The sequence below is a fragment of the Sphingobacterium sp. LRF_L2 genome (assembly GCF_965644235.1).
Lineage (GTDB): Bacteria > Bacteroidota > Bacteroidia > Sphingobacteriales > Sphingobacteriaceae > Sphingobacterium.
Map to the genome: position 1 here is coordinate 44135 of NZ_CBFFRI010000005.1, position 19178 is coordinate 63312.

At 39.7% G+C, this 19178-nt stretch carries 16 protein-coding genes; 10 read left to right on the forward strand and 6 right to left on the reverse strand.

The genetic code is table 11. The features are described from left to right. Positions 1-904: 904 nt before the first annotated feature. The 3 genes from ACSZOX_RS11665 to ACSZOX_RS11675 are packed head-to-tail and all read right to left on the reverse strand — an operon-like array spanning position 905 to position 4280. On the reverse strand, positions 905-1630 hold the full coding sequence (locus ACSZOX_RS11665) for a YebC/PmpR family DNA-binding transcriptional regulator (RefSeq protein ID WP_437920155.1): 726 nt from the start codon (positions 1628-1630) through the stop codon (positions 905-907). Between the two features lie 2 nt (positions 1631-1632). Then, positions 1633-2580 carry an NAD-dependent epimerase/dehydratase family protein gene (locus ACSZOX_RS11670; protein WP_437920156.1) on the reverse strand — a complete coding sequence of 316 codons (948 nt, stop codon included), beginning with the start codon at positions 2578-2580 and terminating at the stop codon, positions 1633-1635. A gap of 32 nt (positions 2581-2612) precedes the next feature. Further along, positions 2613-4280: a lamin tail domain-containing protein gene (locus ACSZOX_RS11675; RefSeq protein WP_437920157.1), complete on the reverse strand. Its 1668-nt coding sequence runs from the start codon at positions 4278-4280 to the stop codon at positions 2613-2615. Positions 4281-4431: 151 nt separating this feature from the next. Between ACSZOX_RS11675 and ACSZOX_RS11680 the strand changes: the two genes are divergently transcribed. Further along, positions 4432-5421, forward strand: a complete 990-nt coding sequence (locus ACSZOX_RS11680) for an aspartate-semialdehyde dehydrogenase (protein ID WP_437920158.1) — start codon at positions 4432-4434, stop codon at positions 5419-5421. Between the two features lie 301 nt (positions 5422-5722). Here the strand turns inward: ACSZOX_RS11680 and ACSZOX_RS11685 are convergent, their stop codons facing one another. Together ACSZOX_RS11685 and ACSZOX_RS11690 are read right to left on the reverse strand one after the other, a co-directional pair. Further along, entirely contained in the window at positions 5723-6739 is a 1017-nt protein-coding gene (locus tag ACSZOX_RS11685; protein WP_437920159.1) for a Kelch repeat-containing protein, read from the reverse strand. Positions 6740-6742: 3 nt separating this feature from the next. Next, positions 6743-8116, reverse strand: a complete 1374-nt coding sequence (locus ACSZOX_RS11690; RefSeq protein ID WP_437920160.1) for a DUF4270 family protein — start codon at positions 8114-8116, stop codon at positions 6743-6745. A gap of 221 nt (positions 8117-8337) precedes the next feature. Between ACSZOX_RS11690 and ACSZOX_RS11695 the strand changes: the two genes are divergently transcribed. From ACSZOX_RS11695 to ACSZOX_RS11730, 8 genes are all read left to right on the forward strand, one after another. After that, on the forward strand, positions 8338-9768 hold the full coding sequence (locus ACSZOX_RS11695) for a sensor histidine kinase (RefSeq protein ID WP_437920161.1): 1431 nt from the start codon (positions 8338-8340) through the stop codon (positions 9766-9768). A 3-nt stretch (positions 9769-9771) separates the two neighbouring features. Beyond that, positions 9772-10446, forward strand: a complete 675-nt coding sequence (locus ACSZOX_RS11700) for a response regulator transcription factor (protein ID WP_437920162.1) — start codon at positions 9772-9774, stop codon at positions 10444-10446. 5 nt (positions 10447-10451) lie between these two features. After that, positions 10452-11051, forward strand: coding sequence for a bifunctional nicotinamidase/pyrazinamidase (gene pncA / locus ACSZOX_RS11705; RefSeq protein WP_437920163.1), 600 nt, complete (start codon positions 10452-10454; stop codon positions 11049-11051). 165 nt (positions 11052-11216) lie between these two features. Continuing rightward, positions 11217-11756 (forward strand): TetR/AcrR family transcriptional regulator, encoded by a 540-nt coding sequence (locus tag ACSZOX_RS11710; protein ID WP_437920164.1) that lies wholly within the window; start codon positions 11217-11219, stop codon positions 11754-11756. A gap of 98 nt (positions 11757-11854) precedes the next feature. After that, complete coding sequence (locus ACSZOX_RS11715) at positions 11855-13555, forward strand: glycoside hydrolase family 3 N-terminal domain-containing protein (RefSeq protein WP_437920165.1); 1701 nt, start codon at positions 11855-11857, stop codon at positions 13553-13555. Between the two features lie 209 nt (positions 13556-13764). After that, positions 13765-15192, forward strand: a complete 1428-nt coding sequence (locus ACSZOX_RS11720) for an L-serine ammonia-lyase (RefSeq protein WP_437920166.1) — start codon at positions 13765-13767, stop codon at positions 15190-15192. Between the two features lie 173 nt (positions 15193-15365). Further along, the gene (locus ACSZOX_RS11725; RefSeq protein ID WP_437920167.1) at positions 15366-16154 is read left to right on the forward strand and encodes an MBL fold metallo-hydrolase; all 789 of its coding nucleotides are present in this window, start codon (positions 15366-15368) and stop codon (positions 16152-16154) included. A gap of 53 nt (positions 16155-16207) precedes the next feature. Further along, complete coding sequence (locus ACSZOX_RS11730; RefSeq protein WP_437920168.1) at positions 16208-16576, forward strand: hypothetical protein; 369 nt, start codon at positions 16208-16210, stop codon at positions 16574-16576. A gap of 32 nt (positions 16577-16608) precedes the next feature. Here the strand turns inward: ACSZOX_RS11730 and lipB are convergent, their stop codons facing one another. Beyond that, a complete protein-coding gene (gene lipB, locus ACSZOX_RS11735; protein WP_437920169.1) occupies positions 16609-17322 on the reverse strand; it encodes a lipoyl(octanoyl) transferase LipB in 714 nt (237 codons plus the stop codon). A 285-nt stretch (positions 17323-17607) separates the two neighbouring features. On the opposite strand from lipB, the gene hflX reads away from it, so the two are divergent. Further along, positions 17608-18798, forward strand: a complete 1191-nt coding sequence (gene hflX / locus ACSZOX_RS11740) for a GTPase HflX (RefSeq protein ID WP_437920170.1) — start codon at positions 17608-17610, stop codon at positions 18796-18798. Positions 18799-19178: the final 380 nt, after the last annotated feature.

Below are 19178 nucleotides of genomic sequence, written 5' to 3' on the forward strand. Positions count from 1 at the left end.
GGTGTATTTTTGGTTACCCCTGCTTTGAACCTCGGTTTAAACCCAAGCGGTTTTGCGGGCGTATCTTCGGATTGTGTTTTATTTTCCGCTGTAGGCGCAATGTCGATGTTTTCCGCAGGATTTCCTTCATCAGTGGTATTTTTGGTTAGCCCTGCTTTGAACCGTGGTTTAAACCCAAGCGGTTTTGCGGGCGTATCTTCGGATTGTGTTTTGTTTTCCGTTGTAGGAGCGGCGTCTGTGTTTTCCGCAGGACTTACCTCGTCCGCTGTATTTTTGGTTACCCCTGCTTTGAACCTCGGTTTAAAACCTATTGGCTTAGCTGTGGAGTCTTCCGTTCCTGTTTTGTTCTCTATTTTAGGAGCAGTATCGGTCTCTTCCTTTTCAGGTTTTGCAGTACTAACGTTAAATCGCGGTTTAAAGCCACTAGGTTTAGAGCCGTCTCCCGATGATTTCTCTTTATCGTTTTTAGTCTCTACTGTGTCCTCTACAATTGTCTTATCGATAGCGGCTGATGACGAAGCAGCTCCTGCTTTGAACCGTGGTTTAAAGCCTGCAGGTTTAACCGTGACGGTTTTTTCGTCTGCTCTTTGTTCATCAATTTTGACGGCGGTTGAAGTTACCTGAGGTTGTACTTTAATTACTTCTTCGTCTACTAACAGATAACGTTTCCTAAGTTTATTAAACCAGAATTTCTTGCTGTGATCAAAACTTTTCTCTCCCATTTGGGCATAGTGAACCCTGAACTCCTCATATAAAGAGCGTTCATTCGTTTGTAGAAGTGAAATGTTTATCTTCTTTTTTGCAAAAAAATCCTCAAATGTTGTCATCTTAAGGTGCTAAATTTAGGAAATATTAATAAAAAGGAGGGCTATATGGCCCTCCTTTTTACGAAAAAAAAGAATAATTATTCCATATTATGATATACAGCCTGTACATCATCATCTTCTTCAATTTTGTCGATCATTTTTAGAACCTCCGCAGCTTGCTCTTCGGTAATCGAAGTATGCGAAAGAGCGATACGTTCCAGCTTTGCAGACTTAACTTCTATGCCTTTTTGTTCAAGTAAGCTTTGCATATTTCCGAAATCTTCAAAAGAAGTTTGGACAACAACAATGTCGTTTCCCTCTTCATCGGCTTCTACATACAATTCGTCTAATCCTCCATCAATTAGTTCCAGTTCTAACTCTTCCACATCCAGTTCTTCTTTTGCATCAAAGCGAAAAATAGATTTGCGTTGGAAAATGAAATCGAGGGAACCTGTTTTCCCGAGAGATCCACCAGCTTTCGTAAAGTAGCTCCGTATATTGCCGACCGTACGATTCGTATTGTCGGTTGCGGTTTCAATAAGAACGGGTACTCCGTGCGGGCCATATCCTTCGTATACATACTCTTCATACCCTTTTGCATCTTTTTCAGAAGCTCTTTTAATAGCCGCCTCTACGCGATCTTTTGGCATGTTTACCGCCTTAGCATTCTGTACAGCTGTTCTTAAACGAGAGTTGTTTTCCGGGTGAGGTCCTCCTTCTTTCACAGCCATGGCAATTTCTTTACCTAGACGCGTAAACTGTACGGCCATTTTGGCCCAGCGCTTAAATTTTCTTTCTTTTCTAAATTCAAAGGCTCTACCCATTTCTATAAAATTGTTTTGAGGTTTTCAATCATGTCTTTTGTCAGTGCCTCTAAATCAAATGTTGGCTTCCAACCCCAGTCTTCACGTGCATAAGAATCATCTATACTTGCTGGCCACGAGTTAGCTATTGCTTGACGAGGGTCATTATCGACATACGACAGCTCAAAATTAGGAAGAATTTTTTTAATTTCTTTCCCTATCTGTTCAGGAGTAAAAGATACGCCGCTCAAATTGTAACTAGATCGAATGCGAAGCTGTGCTGATGGAGCCTCCATGAGTGCAATGGTTCCTCGGACGGCATCGTCCATATATAGCATAGGAAGTTCCGTTTGAGCGGATAAGAAGCTATTGTATTTTCCCGATTTTAGGGCTTCAAAGAAAATGTGAATAGCATAGTCTGTCGTTCCACCCCCTGGCGCTGTTTTCCAAGAGATAATACCCGGATACCGAACACTTCGGATATCCAATCCATATTTTAGGTGATAATATTCACATAATCTCTCTCCGGCTAATTTGCTGATACCATAGATGCTATTTGGATCCATGATACAATATTGGGCAGTTTGATTCTTCGGGGAATGCGGACCAAAAACAGCAATGGAACTTGGCCAAAATATTCGCTTAATCCCGAGCTCTAGAGCGAGGTCTAATACATGGAGAAGACCGTTCATATTGAGATCCCAGGCTTTCTGTGGATATTGTTCTCCTGTTGCGGAAAGCATGGCTGCCAAAAGATAAATCTGTGTTGGTTTATATTTCTCAAGCAACTCCCTTAACGCTTGTTTATCGAGTACATTGATGGTTTCAAATATCTCGCCATCTTTAAGTTTATCTGGTTCTTTGAGATCAGATGTGATGACATTTTCGTCGCCAAATTTTTGACGTAGGGCAATGGCCAATTCGGAGCCGATTTGACCATTTGCACCAATTAAAATAATACGCTCTTTCATTGGACAAAGATAGGGCATTTTTTGAGCATAAGTCAATAGTTTTTCTGCTCGTTAACCAGTACAAAACTTCCTTTAAATCGCTGAAAATGACCCGCTGAATTGTAGATCTCAGCGGAATATATATAAATGCCGTTTGGGCATTGCTGTGAAGCCTCATCAAGGCCGTTCCAATAAATATCACCAGTTGTTCCTGTGCTTTTGTTACGGATTAATCGGTTTACGACCAGACCTCGATCATTAAAGAGTGTAAGATTAAGCATCATATGGTCTAAGCTAAAGTTGTACTGCAATAGGATATTTTGTTGTTGTTCATTAGCTTGCGGGTAGAAGACCTTTGTTTTCAATAGCAGATTGTCTTTTGAGGTGCTCTCCATGACCGATTTTGAATTTTGGTAACCCGGCGTTGCACCTCCTTCCATTGTGGAGGCAGAAGAGAAATTTCCGGCTTCATTGGTTCCATATTCAGGGTCCTGTCTTTCTAGTGAAATACCTTTCGTGTTCGTCAAAAATGGTTGATGCATATTGTTTTGATAATAAAGGCTGTCAACCATAACTGTTCCACTCGACAGGGTTACCGTGCCTTTCTCATTTGGATAGGCGGGCAAACTAGCCATAGGGATAAAATTTTTTAAAACGGCTTTTGGATAATCTTTTGACACACTTTCTGCAGAGGTGGTTAGCACACGATATTCTTTCGGAAGAATAATGTGTGCGTTCTCTGTAATGGTACGATTGCCTATTTTCCAGGATTTGAGGTCTATAGCTTTCATTGAACGGTTATAAATTTCTACAAAATCGACACCTTCAGTCTTCGGATTGAACAAGATCTCGTTAATGACTATGTCGTTGAATTCCGTTGCAGAAGGGATAAGAAAAGGTGCTGAAATCGAGTAAGTATGATTGCACCATCGAATGTTATTAAGATAAAGGGTATGTTCCATGTCCTTTTGGAGAGCTTGATTAAGAAATAATACCAGAGAGTCCGTATAGTTTTTGTAATCTAGTATGTGGGAGGTTGTAGTAGAAAAAGATATCGTTGTTGTTGCATCGAATTGAATGTCGTCTGCACTCATGTTGAAGGAAAGAACAAGTTTATTATCGGAGGTTTCCAGTATTGTTGCGTGAAGCTCTGGCAGAAAATCTTCTTGCCAAATGCTATTTTGCTTGCCGGGACTGCCTCCTAGCGCATCTTCAGAAGCTCTCCACGTCTGTGCATTATGGCAGGAAATCACAGGGCTGATACGTTCTAGGCTCCACCCTCCAGATTTCTTTGAAGTATTTCCATACCAAGAGTCATGGTATGTGATTTCGTCTAGGATTTCATCATTCGCTCCAATCAAGGCCACCGAAATCCCTTGGTTTGTTAAGGATCGCCATGTAGGGAGGCCTATAACGTTGCCAAATTGTTCGAAAGAACTGACTTGATCAGCCTTCGTCAATAACAAGTATTGTTTTGCTGCTAAAAAAGATTTTTCCAATTCGATACTGTTGCCCCCAACTTTTAAGCGTATATTTTGCAATGAAACCGTTGAAGGCCCTTGGTTGTACAGCTCAATGTATTCGCTAGGAAAAACAACGTTTCCCGATGGATTTGCCATGATTTCTGTGATGATGAGTTGGCCTACCGCATGGGGGATGTTGATTGAAAATATCAAAAAGAACAATAAAAATTGTTGTTTAATTTTTAGTAAAATGAGCATGTTTTGATTAATTTTTAAAAGTTTGGGCGAAACTTTTGTTAAATTTTACATAATAAATTATAAAAGGAGCGGCTTATTTTGTATGTTTGGTTCCTTGGAATAAATTTAAGAAAAATTTAATCATTTAATATACAAACAAAATAAATTAAGTATGAAAGTTGCAGTAGTAGGCGCAACAGGCCTTGTTGGGTCAGAGATTTTGACCGTTTTAGCAGAACGTAATTTCCCCGTAACAGAATTGATTCCCGTTGCTTCAGAAAAGAGCAAGGGTAAGGAAATCGAGTTCAAGGGAAAGAAGTATAAGGTCGTGACTCCAACGGAAGCTATTGCACTTAAACCTCAAGTGGCCTTATTTTCTGCTGGTGGAGGTACCTCAACAGAATTTGCCCCTCAATATGCGGAAGCAGGGATTACCGTAGTCGATAATTCATCGGCTTGGCGTATGGATCCCTCTAAGAAATTGGTCGTGCCAGAGGTAAATGGTGATGTTTTATCTGCTGAAGATAAAATTATCGCAAATCCTAATTGTTCAACAATACAAATGGTTGTGGTTTTAAAACCGCTACATGAAAAATATAAAATCAAGCGTGTTGTCGTTTCTACTTACCAGTCGGTTACAGGAACTGGTGTTAAGGCGGTTAATCAGCTGATGGATGAACGTGCAGGTAAAGAGGGAGAAAAAGCGTATCCTTACCAAATCGATTTGAACGTTATCCCACATATCGACGTATTTCAAGAGAATGGGTACACGAAAGAGGAGATGAAGATGATCAAGGAAACCAACAAAATCATGGGAGACGACACTATTCGCGTTACAGCGACTACAGTTCGTATACCGGTGATGGGGGGGCATTCGGAATCCGTAAATATCGAATTCGAAAACGAATTTGATGTAAACGAAGTTCGCGAACTCTTGGCTTCGCAAGAAGGAGTTATTGTGGTCGATGATCCTGCAAATTTAAAATACCCAATGCCTAAAGACGCTCATGGAAAAGATGAAGTCTTGGTGGGGCGTATCCGTCGCGATGAATCACAAGATAAAACATTAAATCTTTGGATTGTTGCAGACAATTTAAGAAAAGGTGCTGCTACAAACGCCGTGCAAATTGCTGAATTATTAAGTAAGAGAGGTCTAATTTAAGTCTCTTCTTCTTAAGGAGTTTAAGGGCTTTATCATTCTTTGATAAAGCCCTTCTGTTTTTTATATCACGCTTGTTTGGGAATGTGCATTATGAAGTTGTATCTGATCATGTATAATTTTAATCTCTGCAACTTCGTTTATATATGTTATGTGAAGTAAATATGAAAAGCGTTTAATCAGAATGTGCTTTGTGGATTGATGTAAGCGATTGAAGATATGAACGCATGCTGAGAACCGGAGAGAACATAAAAAAGCGGAATGAGAGTTACTCATTCCGCTTTTTTTAATCCGTAAAATTAGATTATCGTACCGGAGTAAATTGATACATGTTATCAAAAACAGTAGAACCAGATACACCTGTAACAACATATCCTTTTCCATCGATAGAAAAGCCTGCTGCTTTCTCACGCGCATCTTTTGTCAAAGCTTGGTGTTTGTCTGTCCAAGAGTCTGTTGACGGCTCGTATTTCCAAACAGTACTTGTTACGCTACCAGATGTGCCTTTTCCGCTTACGACATAACCATAGTTACCTATCACAAACGTGCTTGCGCGTTGTTTTCTAGCATCGTAGGTATAGCTGTCGTCAGAACGGTTCAAGCTATTCAGTGTTTTCCAGTTTGTGCCATCAAAGGAGTAGAATCCGTCAGGCAGATCATTACTATTTGTATACCCACCACCTACGTACGCTTTATCGCCGATTACGAAGCTAAACGCGTAGGATGTCTTATCAACAAAAGGCAAATTCTCCATTTCAGTCCAAGAATCTGTCATAGGATTATATCTATACATATCCCCTAGGTTCTGGCCGGCAACGTTTCTTCCGAGTCCAACATATCCATATTGACCAAGACTAAAAGCCACTGCGCCATGGCGAGCCTCTCCTGGAAACTCAGCAACTTCAGTCCAGGAATTTGTTGAAGGGTTGTAAGCATAGAAGTCTTTAAAAAGTTCATTTTGTAGATTCTGTCCTGTCCCTACATAGCCCTTTCCTCCTACAGCAAACCCTACAGCTTCATGTCTTGCTGGGCCTGTAAAGTCAGCGATATTGCTCCAGGCTGTTCCATTAAATGCTGCTCCATCTAGGGAAATGCCAACAGTTGGGTTTACATAACCACCTACTACATACGCTTTATTTTCTTCTGCTATTGTAAAGGAAGCAGCGCCGCTTCTTGGGGCATTCTTGAAAACGACCGATTTCGTCCATTCCGTTGGCCCCGTGTCTGTACTATCATCATCGTTATCTTTTTTACAGGAATTAAAGGACGTAAAAGCAACAGCACAGGCTAAGATTAATAATAGCCAATTTTTCTTATTCATAAATTATTTAAATTTAGTGTACAATATATTCAATTTTATTTTTGGTTTTTCATTCTCTTTTGCAATGAAAGCAGTATTAAATGTGGAGAATAAAGTCGGTTCTGCACTGCTTAGATAGAAAGAAACCTCATCGTAAGTAGAACTTGACTTTAAATTTTTTAAGTATTGAATCAGGTCAAATGTGTAACGGTTATTTTTTCCTATTTGAGATTCTGTTACTAGAGCCGTCTGTTGTATATTCTGAGGTCTGTAAGGTATTGAGACATAAGAAACAGGAATCCCCTCCTTATCAGCGATGAACAGTTGTACCGCACTTGGTGCTGCATACATTCCAGTACCACTATTGCTTGTTTCTATGACGAGCTCCGCTTTGTTGACCGAAAGATTCTCTTCTAATAAAAAATCTTTTAAAGAAGGGAAAGTTATTTTTGTTACAACACCACTGCCAGATTGTATAAACGTTTCACCATCAGTTTCCGATGTCTTTATTTCTCTGTTCGTGGCAGATAGAGAGGCAAAGGAGGTGTTTGTCCTATCATAATCGATTTGATTATACTGATATGTTCTATCTGTAATATTCAATACTTTTTCGCCTCTCCTCTTGCTCCCATCAGCAGCGAAATAATTGTAATTTACCTTCACTTGAACAGTATCGCTAAACCCAAACGCAACGGTGTTCTCGTCATCTGGAACAAGCGCCATTCCTTTAAAATAATCGATAAAGTTTTCATTTGAAGAAACCTTAATATCTTTTAGTTTTATAAGATTAAATAGATCGTTACCGAGGCTGTTGTCTAATTTAATGGTTAACGAATCGACTGTTGTAACACGAGGACGAAAGGTCAATTCGCCAAGAGGTGTTTCTTCGTACGTGAATTTTTGTGAGGAAAAGATAGATGCACCACTTACGTATACAGGCAATGATTGATTTGGGAATAAAGGGTTTGCAGTCTTTGTTTCCAATCTTTGTGTTAAACGATGGACACGGATAGTTTGTGTTTTCGTTGTATCCCCGAAATAATACCGCGAATTATTGGGTTTAAGGACAAGATTAATGGAGTCAAATACAGCTGTTTCCGGAATGTCATTTGTAAATGATGAAAAACCCAATCGAAAATAAGAGCTAGAAGAAATACTTCCATAGCTAGGATCGCTAACTCGTCCAACTAATACCGATCCTCTTGAGGCGGATGGTATACTTGTTAATTGAACCGTTGACGTATTTATCGTAAAAGTATCTATTAAAGATACGCCCACATTTCCTGTAGCAGAATTGTCCAACATGACACTCATGTCTTTGTTACAACCTATCGCTAGCATAAAAATTAGGATTATCCCCCCTAAAAAGCCAATACTTCTCTTGAAAAAATGATTCATACTGAATGTTTGGGAGCAAAAGTAATGAAAATAGATTGGTTAATGAGTGTTATATTTTGTTAAAATATCATAATTGTTTAAGGGAGTAAATATCGTTTAAAACAACTTAAAGTGTGAATTTATAGCGATGGATATCTCCAAAGTGTTAATAAAGCATATATTTTGTTAAAATTTGATCGTTTGCGAATGTGCTTTCAATCTCCTAAATTACATTTGTATTCATGATGTTTAAGAAATATAATCTTCTGCTTGCAGTCATTATTTTGACAGCTGCTGGAATTATGCTTGTATTGTCTTTTTGGCTTTACGGCAGTTATAAAAGCGAACGAGAGTTGTTTATAGGAACAGCGGAGCGTTCGTTGTTCAATGTATTGCAGAATTACTACCAAAAAGAGTTTTCGGAAAATGGTAAGCTGGCCGCAGCAGACTCTGCAGATTCGAATAGAAGGCATCGGGGGCTTATGATGCTGTTAAATAAAGTTTATCCGGATTTGGATTTAAAACCGCTACAGTACGTGCTTGATACGAGTGATGTGAGGCGTTGGCGTGGACGGAAATCTCCAGAGAATGAACGGAACAAAGAAGAGTCCAATCAATTGTTGCCGCTCTATCTTTTGGAAAAAATGGATTTCAATGCGCAATTGTTGGATACCTTAGAACCTCGACTCGCCCGAGCCCTACAACGGAATGGTATTCAAATAGGCTTTCAATTAACGACAGAAGTTATCAATCGCGATAAATTTGAGCATTTTATAGAACAACGTGCAAAAAAGGGAGAACTTATCACGCGTCCTATTCTTATAAATCCAGGGAATGAGCAGTTTTTGATTGCTAAATTTGAAAATCCTTTCCCTTATTTGCTGATTAGGCTAACGGGGCAGATTTTATTTTCTCTATTATTGTTGACCGCTTTTACGGGTACTTTTTTATATTTGTTCAAGACGATTCGCAGACAGAACCAACTAGCCATATTGAGAAAGGCGTTCGTCAATAATATGACTCATGAACTCAAGACCCCTGTCGCAACAGTTATGGCGGCGGTGGAAGCCATTCAACGTTTTGTGGCGAGTGATGATAAAGTTCGTATGAACAAATATCTTGATATTTCGAAGTCGGAGCTGGAACATCTAAGTAATATGATTGAAAGAGTTTTGCAGTTGGATGTTGATGAGACGCATCGCATACGTGTAGTGAAGCGTCCATTTGATTTAATTGCTGTTGTCAGAAATACGTTGGAGACGGCGCGTATCGGAACTAAGAAGTCTGTGGAAATGACTTGTGAGGCAAAAGAGGATGTCTTGATGTTCGCTGCGGATGAAGCGCATATCAAAAATGTGCTCAGTAATTTACTGGATAATGCGATCAAATATTCATCTAGGGAACCTGTTAAGATTAAGATCCTTATCGAGGAGAATGAAGAAGCGGTTTTTATTGCGGTAATTGACCAAGGCGATGGAATAGAAGCGACACATGTCGACAGTATTTTTGATATGTTTTATAGAGTTCCTCAAGGGAATTTGCATAATGTAAAGGGGTTCGGTTTAGGACTAGCCTATGTAAAACATGTCGTAGAACAACATGGCGGTAGCATCCGTGTAAAAAGTGAATTTGGAAAAGGTAGTACTTTTAAGATCAAAATACCAAAGAAATAGAAAATGGTTGATGTTCTGTATATCGAAGATGAAACGAGTCTAGCGCTTATTGTGGCAGACAGCTTAGAGGCACATGGTTTTCGGGTAAACCATAAAGAAAACGGTCGTGAAGCTCTTGTTGCTTTCAAACACCGGAAGCCCGATATTGTCGTGCTTGATGTTATGATGCCTCAAATGGATGGATTCACCTTGGCACAGGAAATACGCAAGGTAGATCTAAGTACACCTATATTATTTCTTACGGCTATGACGCAAACCGAAGACGTGGTCAAAGGCTTTCACCTCGGTGCAAATGATTATGTGCGCAAACCTTTCAAGATAGAGGAACTTATTGTTCGTATTGAATCATTAACAAAAAAAGTGATTACGGCGACAACAGCAAAGCAATTTGCAATAGGTCATTATGTTTTAGATACCATCAAGTCTACGTTAACTTTTGGCGACGAACAAGAAAAGTTATCATTTAGAGAAACGGAGTTGCTGCGTCGGCTTTTCGAGCATAAGGATGAGGTGGTTCCGCGAGAGGAGATTATTAGGGCATATTGGAACGATGATACCTATTTCACTGGGCGTAGTTTGGATGTGTTTATTAGTAGAATTCGAAAATATTTATCCAAAGATGAGCGCATCAAGATAACGAATATCAGAAGTATTGGATACATGTTAACCATAGATTGAATCCGATGAAAGCACTTATTATCGTAGATATTCAGAATGATTTTCTGCCAACAGGAGCTTTGCCTGTTCCAGACGGAGATACCATCATTCCAAAAATAAATCAGATACAGTCAGGATATGAATTGGTCATAGCTACGCAAGATTGGCATCCTGAGGGACATAAGAGTTTTGCTTCCCAACATGCAGATCATAAACTATTCGATCAGATTATAGTAAATGGTTTGAATCAGACACTTTGGCCAGATCATTGTATACAAGAGTCTGAAGGAGCGGCACTGTCTGTTAGTCTGGATACTAAAAGAATAGAAGCAGTCTTTAGAAAGGGGACGGATGTAGAAATAGATAGCTATTCTGGATTTTTTGATAATGGACATCAGAAGAGTACGGGTTTAGCAGGGTATCTGAAAGATAAGAATGTAACAGAAGTCCATGTTTGTGGATTGGCCGCTGAATTTTGTGTGTATTATACCGCTATGGATAGCCTTCAACAGGGCTTTTCAACGGCAATATTGACAACATTAACGAAGGCTATAGATGACGCTGTCTTTGAAAAAAAGAAGACTATTTTCCAACAGGCAGGAGGCGTACTTCTTTCCAATCCTTAGGATTAGGATCTAGATGTATGCACTCGCGTTCAAGGTCCCATTGGTTCTTAGCAAATAGTTGAAGGAAATTAAATGTATAAACTGTACAGCAACAAATACATTGCATATAAAAAATGGAAAAAGCTGTACCTACAAAAATGATATCTTTGTTAAAAATAGTTTCAGATGAAAGATACGACTATAAGCCGTAAAGAGAAGATTATGAAAGTAGCGCTTTCCCTGTTTGCTACCAAAGGCTATGTGGATACCTCGACTAAAGAGATTGCACAGGAAGCGGGTGTTTCTGAAGCGTTGATTTTTAAACATTTTGGAAATAAAGATTCGTTGCTTGCCAATATAGTAAAAGCGGGTTATCGCCGTGTCCTTTCACATCATCGTGGCATGATGATGTATAAAAATCCGAAAGATTTTTTAAGGAATATGATTTTCTTGCCTAGTAAACTCGTGACAGAAGAGCCTCTGTTTTGGAAATTACAAGAACGGTTGTCTCATAATGGGTTCTCAAAGCAACAGCATGAACAATTTATGAAACCAGTACAGCCTATTCTTGTGAAAGCATTCACAGAGTTGGGGTATGAAAGTCCAGAGTTAGAAACACAATTTTTGCTTCTCATTATTGATATGCTTTGGAAAAGAGAAGCGAATGAAGATATTACCAATAGCTTAGACCTGGCCCTACTCCTAGAAAAAAAATACGATTTATAAACATGCGGTATTGTGCATGTTTTTTTTTAAACACGCTTAAATTTGTGAGTTCAATTTTTTTTAACGTAATTCGATTCCTCGTAAGGAACTAAAATAGGATGAAAAAAGCGATTTTTCTTTTTTGGATGCTGATTGTCTGCACATACGCTAGTGCACAACAGAAAGTAGATTTTGTAACATTTATCAACAGTAAGCATGCTTGGGTAGACTCTGTGTTCAGTAAATTGACACCAAAAGAACGTATAGCGCAGTTGTTTCTCGTTCGTGCACACACAAATTTGGGCGCAAAATATATAGATTCTGTAGCGTTGGTTATCCAAAAAGAGCAATTGGGTGGATTGGTGGTCTTTCAAGGAGGGCCAGTAGGTCATGCCCAGATGTTAAATCGTTATCAGAAATTGAGCAAAGTACCTCTTTTGGTAACCTATGATGGGGAATGGGGGTTAGGTATGCGTCTTCCAGATTCCACGATATCATACCCTTATCAAATGACGCTTGGAGCAATTCAAAATGAGCATCTACTGTATGAAATGGGGTTACAAGTGGCCAAAGATTTCAAACGACTGGGGATGCATTTTAATTTTGCACCGGTAGTTGATATCAATAACAATCCGCAAAATCCTGTTATTAATTTTAGGTCTTTTGGGGATAGTAAGTATAATGTAACCAGAAAAGCAAAAGCTTATATGGATGGTATGGTCAATGGAGGTATTATAGCATCGCTTAAACATTTTCCAGGACATGGAGACACTGATGTTGATTCCCATCATGATTTGCCACAGCTCAACTTTTCAAAGAAACGATTAGATACCCTAGAGATTTTTCCGTTTCGAGAGCTCATTAAAGCGGGGGCTCCAGCGATTATGGTGGCACACATGAATATTCCTGCTTTGGATGCTACTCCAAATATTCCATCCTCTATTTCTCGAAAAGTAGTGACCGATTTGTTGCGGAAAGAGTTAGGTTTCAAAGGACTTACAGTTACTGACGCAATGGATATGAAAGGTGTGAAAAAGTTTTTTCCAAACGGAGAGGCTGATGTGATGGCTATTGAAGCAGGGCACGATTTGTTGGAAATATCCGAAAACAGTGCGAGAGCAATAGATTTAGTAGAAAAGGCCGTAAAGAACGGTCGGTTGAAACAGGCTGAACTTGATGCCCGGGTAAAGCGTGTTTTAGCTGCAAAATACTGGTTAGGGCTTCATCAATATCGCCCGGTTGGTTTACAAAATCTATTTGCGGATCTGAATAGTCCCTCCTCAAAGCTTCTTGTACAACGTTTGGCTGAAGCATCTGTCACAGTGCTAAAAGCAGATAAAAAAATCAAGGGCTTTGTAAAAAGTGAGGAAACTGCAATCGTCTCCTTAGGGATCAATAAGCCTCAAGATTTCGAAAAAGGATTGACAGAGCAGCTTGCAAAAAGTACAAATTTCTTCATTACAGGAAAGGAAACAGAGGAGGAGTTGAAAGACCTGTCGAAGCAAATTCGCGGGCATGCACAAATTGTGCTCGTGATACACGATAATCGTCCAAGACCGAAAAGTGAGTCTGATTTGAGTGATGCTATTAAGGCCTTTGTCAATAAGCTTGCTGGCAGACGTACAATAACGGTTATGTTTACGAATCCCTATGCGCTGGACAATGTGCCGATCTATCGCAGTGCCTCAATCATTATGGGTTACCAGAATGATAGCTTTATGCAGAAAGCTGCACTGAAAGTTCTATTGGGACAGGTGCGTGCCAGTGGTAAATTACCTATCAGTGTCAATAGAAAGTTTCAATTTGCTGACGGGATTTAAAGATCGGGAGTAGGTTTTTTGTATTTAACTTGTTGAAATTCGGTGTTTTAATCTAGAGAGTTGGTGGCTTGAAAAGAGCGTAAATGTAAAATTTTTAAGAATGGTACAAAATAGTTAGCATATTGCTAACTGTTGGTTCTAAAAATTGCTAGGAATAATTCCCTATCTTGCTGTTTAAACGATATTTTTGTGCAGCTTAAATTCTGAAAATGGCGAAAGAAAGTATCTCCATCTTTGATATGTTCAAGATCGGTATAGGCCCCTCCAGTTCACATACGTTGGGACCTTGGCGTGCAGCACAACGTTTCATCGACGTTCTGAAAAATAGAGAGGCGTTGTATGCCGTGGAAGGCATCAATATCTTGCTTTATGGCTCCTTAGCGAAAACAGGTGTTGGGCACGGTACAGATATTGCGGTTCTGCTTGGTCTCAGTGGGGATGACCCTGTCACCTTTGATGTTTATCAGGTTATGCCTAAGGTGGATACGATAAAGAATTCGGGAGAAATCACTTTAGGGGCAACACATCGAATCCCTTTCTCCTACAAAAACGATCTCTCTTTTTTATATTCCGAAAGTTTACCTTTTCATCCAAATGCTGTTACTTTTCAGGCATTTTTAAAAGATGGGACGGCTATTTCTGAAACTTATTATTCGATTGGTGGTGGATTTGTCGTGCAAGAAGAAGATGCCGAAGGTGCTTTAAGTGAAATCGATTTACCCTTTCCTGTGGATACAGCTCAAGAGTTGATGGTCTGGTGTATGCGGACGGGACTGAAAATTTCTGAATTGGTAATGGAGAATGAACTGGCTTGGCGGAAGGAAGAAGTTACGCGAGAAGGGGTTCTGCAGATTTTTCATACGCTTAAAGACTGCATTTACAAAGGCTGTCATACAACGGGAGTATTGCCAGGTGGTTTACACGTGGAACGTAGAGCGGCGAAGATGAATAAGCGTTTATTGCAGGGAAGGGAATACCTGGATTATGAGTCATGGATTAACGCAATTCGCACTGGAGGAAAAGAATTTGCTTATATTTTAGATTGGGTGAGTTGCTTTGCATTGTCTGTTAATGAGGAAAATGCTTCTTTTGGGCGGGTTGTGACAGCGCCGACCAATGGAGCATCGGGCGTTATACCGGCTGTATTGCAATATTATATTACTTTTCACGATAGTTTTCAAGACGACAAGATCATTCAATTTATAGCTACAGCCTCAGAAATAGGATCTATCTTTAAAAAGGGAGCTACAATATCGGCCGCTATGGGTGGGTGTCAGGCAGAAATAGGAGTTTCTTCTGCGATGGCTGCAGGAGCGTTAACCGAATGCCTCGGGGGATCACAACGACAAGTGTTGATGGCTGCGGAAATTGCTATGGAACACCATCTAGGCCTTACCTGTGATCCTATTGGTGGGTTAGTACAAATTCCCTGTATAGAACGTAATACTATGGGGGCCGTAAAAGCGATTACGGCAGCCCAGTTGGCATTAAACTCCAATCCGGATAAAGCGAAAGTGAGTCTCGATGCTGTGGTGAGCACAATGTGGGATACAGCGCAAGATATGAATGTGAAATATAAAGAAACGGCAGATGGTGGCCTTGCTATCAAAGTGCCTTTGAGCTTGCCAGAATGTTAATATGAAATGTCCATGCTTGCAAAGCGCAACCACGAATGCAAATAACCTCGAAGATAGCCGAACGAAGTGAGCTCTCCAAAGGAAATCTGGATTTCCAAAGGATCTTAAAAGTTAGAACAAGTGAAATGAGCTTATTTATTCCAATGAACTCTAACGCTTATAAATAATTATTTATGAAATATAGTGCGCTTGCTTCCGGAAGTAATGGAAATTGTTACTATGTGGGGACGGATACACATCAGATTCTGATTGATGTAGGGATTAACACAAAGCATGTCGAACTACGCATGGCTAACCTAGGTATAGATCCATCGGCTATTGATGCTATTTTTATTACGCATGAGCATACCGACCATATTCGTGGCTTATCAGTATTTTGTAAGCGTTACCAAATTCCCGTTTATATCACGGCCGGTTCCTATAAAGGTTCCCGTTTACATCTGCCAGAACATCTGGTGCGGCTGATATTGCCAAACGATAAGGTCGATGTAGGGGGGCTGACGGTATATGGTATACCCAAATATCATGATGCCAAAGAGCCCTGTAGTTTTCTCGTTAGCGACGGCCAAACAAATATTGGTGTTTTGACGGATGTCGGACGGATTTGTGAAAATGTTAAACATGTAATACAGCACAGTGATGTATTACTCTTAGAGGCGAATTACGACGAGGAAATGCTTGAAAAAGGACGCTATTCTTTTTACCTGAAAAATAGAATCCGAAGTGGTTGGGGGCATCTATCTAATACGCTTTCTTTGGAAGCCTTTGTGGAAAATCATTCGCCACGCCTCAAGCACCTGATTCTATCGCATCTGTCGGGCGAAAATAATACAGTCGAACAAGTTTACCAAACATTTGAATCTCATTGTATGCAGATAAAACTTTCGGTGGCCACTCGCTATGAAGAAACAGCACTCTTTGATGTGCGAGAAACAATGGATTCTAGCATTGTTTTCCGCTAAAATGTATTATACTGCAGATGACCTTGGGGGTTCTTAAAGATAAACGATAAAAAATGACGAACATCAAAGATCGAGTATTGGCTATAGCGGAGAGTAAGGGAATTAGTAAAACGGACTTCTTTAAGGAGCTCGGCTTATCTTATGCAAACTTTAAAGGAATCCAAAAACAATCGGCTCTAAATTCTGACGCAATCGCGACTATTTTGTGCAGTCATAAAGACGTTAATCCGACCTGGCTGATTATGGGGGAAGGAAAAATGTACCAGAATGATGATTCCATTCTTTCGGGATCAGAATCATCCATGACAAATGCTTTATATAAAGTTATCGAATCTCAGGATAAAACAATCCAATCGCTAGAAAAACAAATTACATTGTTGGATAGAGAGTTGCAACAATGGCGCAACTCTACGGCAGGATAATTGGCAAGAAAATGCCAATTCAATCGAACTGTTTAGACGAGTCGCATACCAAAAAGATCTGCGATATGTTTTTTCAGCTTATCTTTCACGTCAGCTAAATCTAACGTATATCCTAATTCACGTTCCAACGAGGTGACATCTTTATCGTCAATTCCACAGGGTATAATATTACCGAAATAACTGAGATCCGAGTTGACGTTAAAGGCAAAGCCATGCATTGTTACCCAGCGGGATGCCCGAACACCCATCGCACAGATCTTACGAGCGCGCTCATTGTCGGCATCAATCCAAACACCTGTATATCCCTCATAGCGACCTGCCTGAATGCCATAATCTGCACAAGTAAGAATAATGGCTTCTTCCAATGTGCGGAGATAAAGATGAATATCGGTAAAGAAGTTATCTAAATCTAAAATAGGATAGCCTACAATTTGGCCGGGACCATGATAGGTAATGTCTCCTCCGCGATTAATTTTATAAAATTTTACTTTTTTTTCTATGAGACCACGCTCATCTAAAAGCAAATATTCTGGATGTCCACTTTTTCCCAACGTATAAACGTGAGGATGCTCTGTAAAAATAAGGTGGTTTGGAGTTGGCTCGTGCAGGCTGTTGACTCTATTGTCTTGTTTGACGGCCAGCGTTTTTGCAAAAACCTCTTCCTGTCGGTCCCAAGCATCTTGATAGTCTACTAGTCCCCAGTCGATAAATTGTACCTCTTTATTCTGCATGTATTGCGGTTCCATGATCTCTTCTTCAAAAGGTTATGCTGAATAGCATAATAAACTGCTTCAAATTTACATAATTTGAAACGAAATACGTTGTCGTAATAACCTAGGAGAACGAAGAGTACATAAAAACAATTATCTTTGTATCCTTATTCGCGTGAAAAAAAGCGAGTAGGCAACAGAATAACAAGCGGATGGTAGAACTTTATGCCGTAAAATGCTTGCTGGTTCCAGTATAACAAACAACATCAACGTTTCTAATGCCTATTGTACAGGCATTTTACCATAAAAAAGAGAAGACAAATGGCAAAAACAAAAATATACGATACCGCAATAAAGCAAGAAACAGCTATACTCGTTTCTGTCATAACTCCAGATACAACAGAGGCAAAAGCACATGAGTACCTGGAAGAATTGGCCTTTCTGGTCGAAACTGCTGGTGGAGCGACTAAAGCTATTTATACGCAAAAACTGGCTTATCCAGATCGGGCTACTTTCGTAGGAAGTGGAAAATTGGAAGAAATTAAAGCGCATATTAAAGCTGAGGAAATCGATATGGTTGTGTTTGATGATGAGTTATCTCCTTCTCAACTTCGAAATATTGAAAAGGAATTTCAGGTCAAAGTATTGGATCGTTCGAATCTGATCTTGGATATTTTTGCGAAACATGCGCAGACTGCTCAAGCAAAAACCCAAGTTGAACTAGCTCAGCTTCAATATTTATTACCTCGTCTGACGCGCATGTGGACCCACTTAGAAAGACAGCGAGGCGGAATCGGAATGCGTGGGCCTGGTGAAAGTCAGATTGAGTCCGATCGCCGAATGATTTTAAATAAGATTTCCTTGCTTAAAGACCGCCTAAAACAAATCGATAAGCAAAATGAGACGCAGCGAAAAAATCGTGGCGAACTTATCCGTGCGGCCTTGGTGGGGTATACCAATGTCGGCAAGTCGACCATCATGAATATGATCTCCAAGTCGGAGGTACTCATCGAAAATAAACTTTTCGCGACTTTAGATACAACTGTCCGCAAAGTCGTCATTGATAACTTGCCCTTCTTGTTGTCCGATACCGTTGGTTTCATTCGTAAGTTACCCCATCATCTTGTAGAGTGTTTCAAGTCTACACTTGATGAAGTGCGCGAAGCAGATATACTTATCCATGTTGTAGATATATCGCATCCCAATTTTGAAGATCACATCCAGGCTGTAAATGAGACATTAAAAGAGCTTAATGCCTTGGATAAACCGGTCGTTACCGTATTTAATAAAATTGATGCCTACAAAGCTCCTGTAGCCGAGGATGAGGAAGGAGAGGAAATAAAAGTTACATTGGAAGATTTTAGAAATTCCTGGATGGCGAAGAATTCTGATCCAGCGATCTTCATTTCGGCAACCAACAAAACAAATGTAGAAGAGTTCAAGGAGAAAATGTATCAGATCGTTGTTGATTTGCATAATGCTCGGTATCCATATAATAACTTGTTATATTAAAAGATCTGGTGGCATGATTAAATTGAAATCAGGGTTGCTAATTTAAACTCTGCCACGTAAATTAGATATACATGAAATGTTCATCATTGCAAACCGAATGTAATGAGCTCATTGATGCCGTTAGAATTAAACACGATGAATAAACACAAATACAAATGAAAATAACCCGAAGGGCTCATCGAAGATAACCGAACGAAGGGAGCTCTCCAAAGGAAATCCGGATATTCTATATGGCCTTTAGAAAATAGATAATTTATATATGAAACCCAATAAGAATCGACCAGAACTTTCAAAATCCTCTCGATTTAATCGAAAAGCAATGCGTGTCATGAATATTATGGCCATTTCTGTTTTTTTATTGGCTATTATTTACAAGATTT

Bases quoted from the DNA above. Each gene is read 5' to 3' on its own strand.
- ACSZOX_RS11685 (WP_437920159.1), bottom strand. From the start codon at position 6,739: ATGAATAAGAAAAATTGGCTATTATTAATCTTAGCCTGTGCTGTTGCT.
- ACSZOX_RS11700 (WP_437920162.1), top strand. From the start codon at position 9,772: ATGGTTGATGTTCTGTATATCGAAGATGAAACGAGTCTAGCGCTTATT.
- ACSZOX_RS11690 (WP_437920160.1), bottom strand. From the start codon at position 8,116: ATGAATCATTTTTTCAAGAGAAGTATTGGCTTTTTAGGGGGGATAATC.
- hflX (WP_437920170.1), top strand. From the start codon at position 17,608: ATGGCAAAAACAAAAATATACGATACCGCAATAAAGCAAGAAACAGCT.
- ACSZOX_RS11715 (WP_437920165.1), top strand. From the start codon at position 11,855: ATGAAAAAAGCGATTTTTCTTTTTTGGATGCTGATTGTCTGCACATAC.
- ACSZOX_RS11720 (WP_437920166.1), top strand. From the start codon at position 13,765: ATGGCGAAAGAAAGTATCTCCATCTTTGATATGTTCAAGATCGGTATA.
- ACSZOX_RS11665 (WP_437920155.1), bottom strand. From the start codon at position 1,630: ATGGGTAGAGCCTTTGAATTTAGAAAAGAAAGAAAATTTAAGCGCTGG.
- ACSZOX_RS11725 (WP_437920167.1), top strand. From the start codon at position 15,366: ATGAAATATAGTGCGCTTGCTTCCGGAAGTAATGGAAATTGTTACTAT.
- pncA (WP_437920163.1), top strand. From the start codon at position 10,452: ATGAAAGCACTTATTATCGTAGATATTCAGAATGATTTTCTGCCAACA.
- ACSZOX_RS11670 (WP_437920156.1), bottom strand. From the start codon at position 2,580: ATGAAAGAGCGTATTATTTTAATTGGTGCAAATGGTCAAATCGGCTCC.
- ACSZOX_RS11680 (WP_437920158.1), top strand. From the start codon at position 4,432: ATGAAAGTTGCAGTAGTAGGCGCAACAGGCCTTGTTGGGTCAGAGATT.
- ACSZOX_RS11710 (WP_437920164.1), top strand. From the start codon at position 11,217: ATGAAAGATACGACTATAAGCCGTAAAGAGAAGATTATGAAAGTAGCG.
- lipB (WP_437920169.1), bottom strand. From the start codon at position 17,322: ATGGAACCGCAATACATGCAGAATAAAGAGGTACAATTTATCGACTGG.
- ACSZOX_RS11695 (WP_437920161.1), top strand. From the start codon at position 8,338: ATGATGTTTAAGAAATATAATCTTCTGCTTGCAGTCATTATTTTGACA.
- ACSZOX_RS11675 (WP_437920157.1), bottom strand. From the start codon at position 4,280: ATGCTCATTTTACTAAAAATTAAACAACAATTTTTATTGTTCTTTTTG.
- ACSZOX_RS11730 (WP_437920168.1), top strand. From the start codon at position 16,208: ATGACGAACATCAAAGATCGAGTATTGGCTATAGCGGAGAGTAAGGGA.